This is a genomic window from Acinetobacter sp. YH12117, assembly GCF_013418865.1.
Classification (GTDB): domain Bacteria; phylum Pseudomonadota; class Gammaproteobacteria; order Pseudomonadales; family Moraxellaceae; genus Acinetobacter; species Acinetobacter indicus.
Genome location: NZ_VPBF01000066.1, coordinates 1 through 7,296, shown reverse-complemented (window position 1 = coordinate 7,296; position 7,296 = coordinate 1). Strand labels below are relative to the sequence as shown.

6 protein-coding genes and 1 pseudogene are annotated in these 7,296 nt (G+C 42.4%); 5 read left to right on the top strand and 2 right to left on the bottom strand.

Annotation, left to right across the window (positions count from 1 at the left end; genetic code table 11):
- Window positions 1-124: 124 nt before the first annotated feature.
- Window positions 125-1,261: pseudogene (locus FTU55_RS14400) on the bottom strand (TonB-dependent receptor plug domain-containing protein); the annotation flags it as partial.
- A gap of 143 nt (window positions 1,262-1,404) precedes the next feature.
- Between FTU55_RS14400 and FTU55_RS14395 the strand changes: the two are divergent.
- The 5 genes from FTU55_RS14395 to FTU55_RS14375 all read left to right on the top strand — a co-directional run bounded on the left by FTU55_RS14395 (window position 1,405) and on the right by FTU55_RS14375 (window position 5,785).
- Window positions 1,405-2,169: a DUF4184 family protein gene (locus FTU55_RS14395; protein ID WP_180047432.1), complete on the top strand. Its 765-nt coding sequence runs from the start codon at window positions 1,405-1,407 to the stop codon at window positions 2,167-2,169.
- 144 nt (window positions 2,170-2,313) lie between these two features.
- The gene (aspS, locus tag FTU55_RS14390; protein ID WP_180047430.1) at window positions 2,314-4,098 is read left to right on the top strand and encodes an aspartate--tRNA ligase; all 1,785 of its coding nucleotides are present in this window, start codon (window positions 2,314-2,316) and stop codon (window positions 4,096-4,098) included.
- 111 nt (window positions 4,099-4,209) lie between these two features.
- Window positions 4,210-4,428, top strand: a complete 219-nt coding sequence (locus FTU55_RS14385; RefSeq protein ID WP_005180031.1) for a hypothetical protein — start codon at window positions 4,210-4,212, stop codon at window positions 4,426-4,428.
- A gap of 23 nt (window positions 4,429-4,451) precedes the next feature.
- Window positions 4,452-5,315 carry a lysophospholipid acyltransferase family protein gene (locus FTU55_RS14380; RefSeq protein ID WP_180047428.1) on the top strand — a complete coding sequence of 288 codons (864 nt, stop codon included), beginning with the start codon at window positions 4,452-4,454 and terminating at the stop codon, window positions 5,313-5,315.
- Window positions 5,316-5,413: 98 nt separating this feature from the next.
- A complete protein-coding gene (locus tag FTU55_RS14375) occupies window positions 5,414-5,785 on the top strand; it encodes a diacylglycerol kinase (RefSeq protein WP_067728459.1) in 372 nt (123 codons plus the stop codon).
- Window positions 5,786-5,879: 94 nt separating this feature from the next.
- Here the strand turns inward: FTU55_RS14375 and FTU55_RS14370 are convergent, their stop codons facing one another.
- On the bottom strand, window positions 5,880-7,112 hold the full coding sequence (locus tag FTU55_RS14370) for a phosphoethanolamine transferase (RefSeq protein ID WP_180047426.1): 1,233 nt from the start codon (window positions 7,110-7,112) through the stop codon (window positions 5,880-5,882).
- Window positions 7,113-7,296 lie beyond the last annotated feature (184 nt).

Below are 7,296 nucleotides of genomic sequence, written 5' to 3'. Positions count from 1 at the left end.
TAATTCAAGTGAATTTGTTTGAAAGAAGAACTTTAAAAGCTTTATTTTCACCCGATAAAATACCCATAAAACAAGAGGAAGCTCAAATGAGCTTCCTCTTGTGAAAAATTGTGGGACAGCAATGATCATAACCTTTATTTTTAAAGTTACTGATGACTTCATTTTCTTCCAGCTCGTCATGTTCATAATCGGTATAGCTGGCATGGGCACGTAACTTGTCAAAGCCGGAAAATGGCTGGTCCAGCTCAGCACGGACATCATAACGGTGTGATTCCAGATCGACCCATGGACCACCATGAGCATGTTCGCCCCCACCCTCATCTGGAGCTGAAACGCCATGTCCGCCGCAATGAATTTCATTACCATGAGGATGGCAGTCATGATATTCATGACTATGCCCTGGTAAACCGTATTTGTCCTGACGGTTGCTATAAGACACCCCGACAAAACCACGGTCATGAATCCATGAGCCGCCAATATTCACGGTTTGCCCTTCTGCAAAGGTATTGTCTACACGACGGGCTTTATCAAAATGTGTTTCATGTTCTTCTTCAGCATCATGTCCATGATCATGATCTTCATGGCCAGCTTCATCATTATGATGTTCTACCCAGTAATCCGGCGTAATATAGTTATTTGCTTTACGTTTGGAGCCTTCTACACGTAAGGCAAAGTTGTCACCAATTGCCGCTGTTACCCCCGCACTGGCCAGCTTCTCATCGCTACCCGAGTTATAGCGCACGCCGACGGTGCCCTCTAAGCCATCTGCTGGGATTTGGGTTGGAATTTTCTGATCGGTTACATTGACCAAACCACCGACGGTACCAGCACCATAGAGTAAAGTCGATGGACCGCGAATCACTTCAACCTGTTTTGCCAGAATTGGATCTACCGTAACCGTATGGTCTGGAGATAAAGTCGATACATCGGCAGTTTCAGATGCGTGTTGTAAGACTCTGACACGCGGGCCATCTTGACCACGAATCACGGGACGGCTTGAACCTGTGCCGTACTGATTTGAATATACACCCAGTTCATCAGCCAGTGCATCACCAATGGTTGTTGAGCGTTCCGCCAATACTTTCTGTTCCACCACCTGATCTGCTACCGCAAAGTCTGCTGCAGTCTGAACCAGAGGATGGGCTTTTAGCTGGATGGTTTCAAGTTGCTGTGCATTGGATAGATTCGCCTCATCTGCAAAAACTACAGGGGCCACAACAGCGAAAATAGACAGTGTTATTAAATTCTTATGGAAGGACATGACTCAGGCTCAGAGTAACAAATTCAATGAAATGTTATAATATAACATTTCAACTGTTTTGCAATAAAAAACATAAAATTCATCTTTGCTTGGTTAAGCTATAGGGCCTCGCGGATTTTTCTGTTTTTATTGTCTACGCCTGTATGCCCTTTACCTTATCTCATGCGGTTTTAGCACCCCCCATTGCCCAGCTGACAGGTCATCGTCTTCCCGTTGCAGCCCTTGCCATTGGCTGTATGCTGCCCGATTTAAGCCGATTATTTACCACCGATCAGGGCGGCTTGAATCATTTATGGAGTTCAATTGTTCATCCAAATTTATGGCTGGGTCTGGCTTTTTATGCTGCATGGTATCTGATTTATCGTCCGGTGCTGTATCGGGCGCTAGGCATACAACATGAGCTCAATCTGGACTCGTTCAAGTCGGCCCTTGGTTTTTTACTTGCGGTAATCCTCGGGCTATTGCTGGGCAATGCCACCCATTTAATTTGGGATGGTTTAACTCACCTCGACTTTCGCACTTTTGCCTTTCATAACGTCTTAAGCCAGCCGGTGTCCTGGTTCTCCCAGACCTATCCACTGCATTTTATTTTGCAGATTGGCAGTTCGCTTCTGGCCCTGCCGTTTTTGCTGTGGATGTGCTGGCGTTATTATCAGCGCTATCGTCAGCACTGGCCAGTGAGCCGACGGGTCAAACAAGCGGCAGCCATCCTGATTGGCCTGGCCATTTTGCTAGGTGCTTATTCGGTCTGGGATTATGCCCGCTATTTCAGTGATGAACTGTGGTATAGCCATCGTTATTATTTTCTGGGCCGGGCTTTTAATGAGTTTAGTCAGGGTGCCTTAATCATTTTAACCACGGGCTGTATTTTATTCCAGATTCTGGACCGCAATCATGAGTTCGGTTAACTCGAAATAACAGGAAATTGCCGGGTTTTTCACGCTAGTTCTTGTGACAAAACCTGCAAAGAGGCATAATCCAACATTCACTTCAAGCGGTACGCTGTTTACGTATGCGCTGTCATTAACCCATATAGTTGGATTTTTTACGCTATGATGCGAACTCATTACTGCGGTTCTTTAACCGAAGCTCAAATCGACCAAACCGTAACCTTGTGTGGTTGGGTACATCGTCGCCGTGACCACGGTGGGGTGATCTTCCTGGATATGCGTGACCGTGATGGTCTGGTACAAGTGGTTATCGACCCGGATACCCCAGAAGCGTTTGCCACAGCAGATAAAGCTCGTTCTGAATTCGTATTAAAAATTACAGGCCGTGTACGCCGCCGTTATGCGGGTACTGAAAATGCCAATATGGTCAGTGGCCAGATTGAAGTATTGGGCAAAGAAATTGAAGTGCTGGCTCAATCTGAAACGCCGCCATTCCCACTGAATGATGAAAACACCAATATTTCTGAAGAAATCCGTCTGAAATACCGCTTCCTGGACATCCGTCGTCCAGAAATGTTAGAGCGCTTACGTTTCCGTTCTAAACTGACCAACCTGATTCGTAACTACTTCGAAGACAACGGTTTCCTAGACGTTGAAACCCCAATTTTGACTCGCGCAACGCCTGAAGGTGCACGTGACTACCTGGTTCCAAGTCGTGTGTCTAACGGTAGCTTCTACGCACTGCCACAATCACCACAGCTGTTCAAACAGTTATTGATGGTAGGTGGTATTGACCGTTATTACCAAATCGCCAAATGTTTCCGTGACGAAGACTTACGTGCGGACCGTCAGCCAGAATTTACCCAGATCGACGTTGAAACATCGTTCATGAGCGATGATGACATCATGGATCTGATGGAACGTTTGACCGTGAAGATGTTCAAAGAACTTCTGAACGTTGAATTCGAAAAATTCCCACGTATGACCTATGCCGATGCGATGCGTGACTATGCATCGGACAAACCGGACCTGCGTATTCCGTTGAAACTGATTGATGTTGCAGATTTAATGCAAGACGTTGAGTTCAAGGTATTCGCTGGCCCTGCCAAAGATCCAAAAGGCCGTATTGTGGCGCTTCGCGTTCCGGGTGCTGGCTCACTGCCACGTAGTGCAATTGATGAATACACCAAATTCGTGGGCATCTACGGTGCCAAAGGTCTGGCTTACATCAAAGTCAACGAACTTGAAAAAGGTATCGAAGGCCTGCAATCGCCAATCGTGAAATTCATCGAGCCAATCGTGCTGGATCTCTTAAAACGCGTTGGTGCTGAAAATGGTGACATCGTCTTCTTCGGTGCAGATAAAGCCAAAGTTGTAAATGATGCAATGGGTGCGCTTCGTGTCAAGATTGGTCACGACATGAATCTTTCGACGTGCGAATGGGCTCCGCTTTGGGTGGTTGACTTCCCAATGTTCGAAGAAACTGACGATGGTAAATGGACCTCTGTGCATCACCCATTCACGCTGCCGAAATCAAGCGTTGAAGAAGTGAAGAATAACCCGGGTGCTGCGCTGTCTGTCGCTTATGATATGGTATTGAACGGCACTGAAATCGGTGGTGGTTCACTGCGTATTCACAACCTGGAAATGCAAAAAGCCATCTTTGAAGCTTTAGGTATTGGTGAAGAAGAAGCTGAAGAGAAATTCAGCTTCTTACTAAATGCTTTACGTTACGGTGCGCCTCCACACGGTGGTCTAGCATTCGGTCTGGACCGTTTAGTGATGCTGATGACCGGCGGTGTGTCTATTCGTGATGTGATTGCATTCCCGAAAACCAAGACTGCTGAATGTCCATTGACTCAAGCACCAGCACCAGTTGAAGCGACTCAACTGCGTGATTTGGGTATTCGCTTACGTGAAAAACCAAAAGCGGAATCTCAAGAATAATAGCTTGTCATTCTAAAGAAGCCCTGCACTTGCGGGGCTTTTTTATTACATTGAGATCACTGCCGAGCAATGGCATAATAACTGCAGTTTTCATTCTTAGGTGATTCAGCAATGGCAATGCGTCCTGCAGTACGTAACCGTGGCATCATGCTCATTGTCTTTTCGATTGTACAATGGCTGTTCATGCGTTATATCTTGGCGAATAACCTGTTTGCGCTTGATACCAATGACCGTATTGTGTATTTCAGCCTGAGTAGTATTATCGGCGCCTTGCTGATTTTTGTCGGACTGATTTATATGGTCTTAAAAGGCAATGCAGATCGACCATAATTGTGCGGACCCTTGCTTGATTCATGTATTCCCTTCTTAAAAATTTCTCCAAACTCCCCCTGCGCTTGATTCAGGTCACCGCCCGATCTGTAGGCTGGTTGCTGTATGTGAGTAATTCTTCTGCCCGACGCGTGACCGAAATTAATTTAAAGTCGGCTTATCCGGAGTTATCCGAATCGGAACGGGATCAGCTCACAAAGCGTAGCCTGAAAAGCCAATGTATGACCTATGCAGAATCGGTCAAGATTTGGGGTTCTGCACCGGAGTTTGCCCTTGAACAGATCAAGGTCGTGTATGGGGAAGATATTTTTTTAGACGCACTGCAAAACCCGAATGGGACCTTGGCAGTGGTGCCACATTTTGGTACCTGGGAATTGATGAATGCCTGGGTGAATTTACATACTGCACCGGTCATTATGTATAAACCGAGCAAAAATCCGGATGTAGACCGGTTTATGCTGGAAGCACGGCAGCGTCTTAATGCCACACTGGTACCCACCGATGAAACAGGCGTACGTGCCTTATTTAAGCATTTAAAACAAGGTGGATTTGCCGCAATTTTACCAGATCATGTGCCTAAAGAGTCGGGTGGCATTTATTCACCTTTCTTTGGTCAGAATGCACTTTCCTCTACCTTGCTCTCTAAACTGGCAGCCAAGACCCAGTGTTCAGTGATTGGTTTAAGCTGTTTACGCCGTGAAGATTTAAGTGGCTTTGAGCTGTATGTGCAGACTTTATCTGCAGAAATTAATGCCAAAGACTTACAGCTTTCTGTAGATACCTTAAACAAGGAAATGGAGCGAATGATTAACATTGCTCCAGAGCAGTATTTGTGGGGTTATAAAAGGTTTAGGAAAATAGAAAGCGCTCAAAAAATTTATAATTAAATTTTATATGAATCATATAAAAACCAATCAAAACACAGCATAATTAATATATATACCTAGTTATTTGATATAACGCATCGAGATTTTATAAATTTACTATGAGCAATTATTCATCTTTTAAAGGTAAAACTGGTTTAAAAAGGATTATTAATGCAACACTGTATTCATTAAGTGGCTTTAAAGCTGCATATTTAAATGAAGCTGCATTTCGACAAATTGTACTACTTAATATAATTCTTATACCTATGAGCTTTACTTTAAATGTATCATCGGCTGAAAGAGCATTAATGGTTGCAGTATGCTTATTTGCCATCATTGTCGAACTTTTTAATTCTGCAATTGAAGCCGTAGTAGATCGTATTTCACTAGAAAAGCATGAGTTGTCAAAAAATGCAAAGGACATGGGGAGTGCCGCTCAGTTTGTTGCATTAACAATGATATTTTCTACATGGATGATCATACTTTTGTAATTTTTAAATTGGATTATTTAAAATTAATCAATACTCTAGTATAAAAAATGCCAATCTTTTTGACTGGTATTTTATTTTGTAAACTAACTTTAATCTACGCTGCAATCTTATGTTGTTTCAGCGGCTGAGGTAAATCTTTATACCAATAAACCCTATAATCAGAGTGCAGAATTTGATCTACTGCAGTATATCTCGCAAGGAATTCCTCATCCACGTGATATCCCAAACATTCAGCAATCAAGAATGAACAAATATCATTAGCATAAAGACCATTCGACTTTCTATATTTTTCTGTATCTAAAACAAAATCACTCTTGTTTAGAATAATAAATGGCACTTTGTATTGTTGATAGCCACCGAAAGTTAAACCATGCTCTAAGCCACCCCCTTCATCTTCCACTACTTCACCATGATCTGAGGTGTAAATAAAAATATAGTCTTCTAATGTATCATCCGCCAAGCCTTTCACTTGATCTAAAAACCGATCGGTATGGTGAATTGATAAATCGTAGTCATCAGCGCCTTTTAAGGCAGCGCGATCTTCTTTATCAACTCGAATTGAGTAAGGTGCATGACTACCAACAGTATGAATAACAAATAAGTTATTTAAATTGGATTGTTTCGCACTTTTCTCAAACTCGGCTTCAATAGAGGCTAATAAGTCAAAGTCATCTTTAGGATTAAATGGTATGCCTTCTGATGTATAGTCTCGTGAGAGGACTAGATTTGCACACTTCGCAATAGGGCCATAACTTGATGTAAATAGGCTATCAATGGCCTGATTTCCTATCCACACCGTATTTACGGATTTCGCTTTTGCGATGTCAAAAATATTTTTACAGGTATATGCTTTTGAAAAATCATTAACCTGAGGATAAGAAATTAAAAAAGGTAATGCCGTTCTTGTCATATTTGACAATGAATGTACACCCTCTAAAACAATGGGATTTTTCCATTGACTCAGTTTTGGTGTGGTTAAAAATCCAGTATAACCATAAAGACTAAACCGATCAGGAATTGCAGACTCCCCAATCACCAAAATAATGTTTTTAGCCTTTACCGTTTTTTCATCTTTCAAACAATCAAGTAAATCGCGATCTGCATCGAAACTCACCTCGTCACCACCACGATAATTGACCAAATAAAACAAATTCCCAAAAAGTATCGGATACTTCGTTCTAATGCTAGAGATGACATTCTTATCTAACTTATCTAGAGAATTTAGTACATTAAAAGCACTACTATTTGTTGCATATTTCTTTAACTTTCTATCTACACGCATCAGACGTAGTTGTGATGCAACTACAGTAATAAAAAAAGGCGTCAACAGTAGCAAGCCAAGTTTAAGATTGGTTTGTATTTGAGAAGAAATATAAAAATTAACAACGCAGATTCAAATCCCAAGTGCGACACATTTGTAGTTAGTTGAAAAAGTTAGGTGTATTCATAGAATCATTAGACTTTTTCAACTCGCAATTGGAAAGCACACAATGAAGAAATACACCCAACTT

Coding starts and splice junctions, on each gene's coding strand:
- FTU55_RS14380 (WP_180047428.1), top strand. CDS start 4,452: ATGTATTCCCTTCTTAAAAATTTCTCCAAACTCCCCCTGCGCTTGATT.
- FTU55_RS14385 (WP_005180031.1), top strand. CDS start 4,210: ATGGCAATGCGTCCTGCAGTACGTAACCGTGGCATCATGCTCATTGTC.
- FTU55_RS14395 (WP_180047432.1), top strand. CDS start 1,405: ATGCCCTTTACCTTATCTCATGCGGTTTTAGCACCCCCCATTGCCCAG.
- FTU55_RS14375 (WP_067728459.1), top strand. CDS start 5,414: ATGAGCAATTATTCATCTTTTAAAGGTAAAACTGGTTTAAAAAGGATT.
- aspS (WP_180047430.1), top strand. CDS start 2,314: ATGATGCGAACTCATTACTGCGGTTCTTTAACCGAAGCTCAAATCGAC.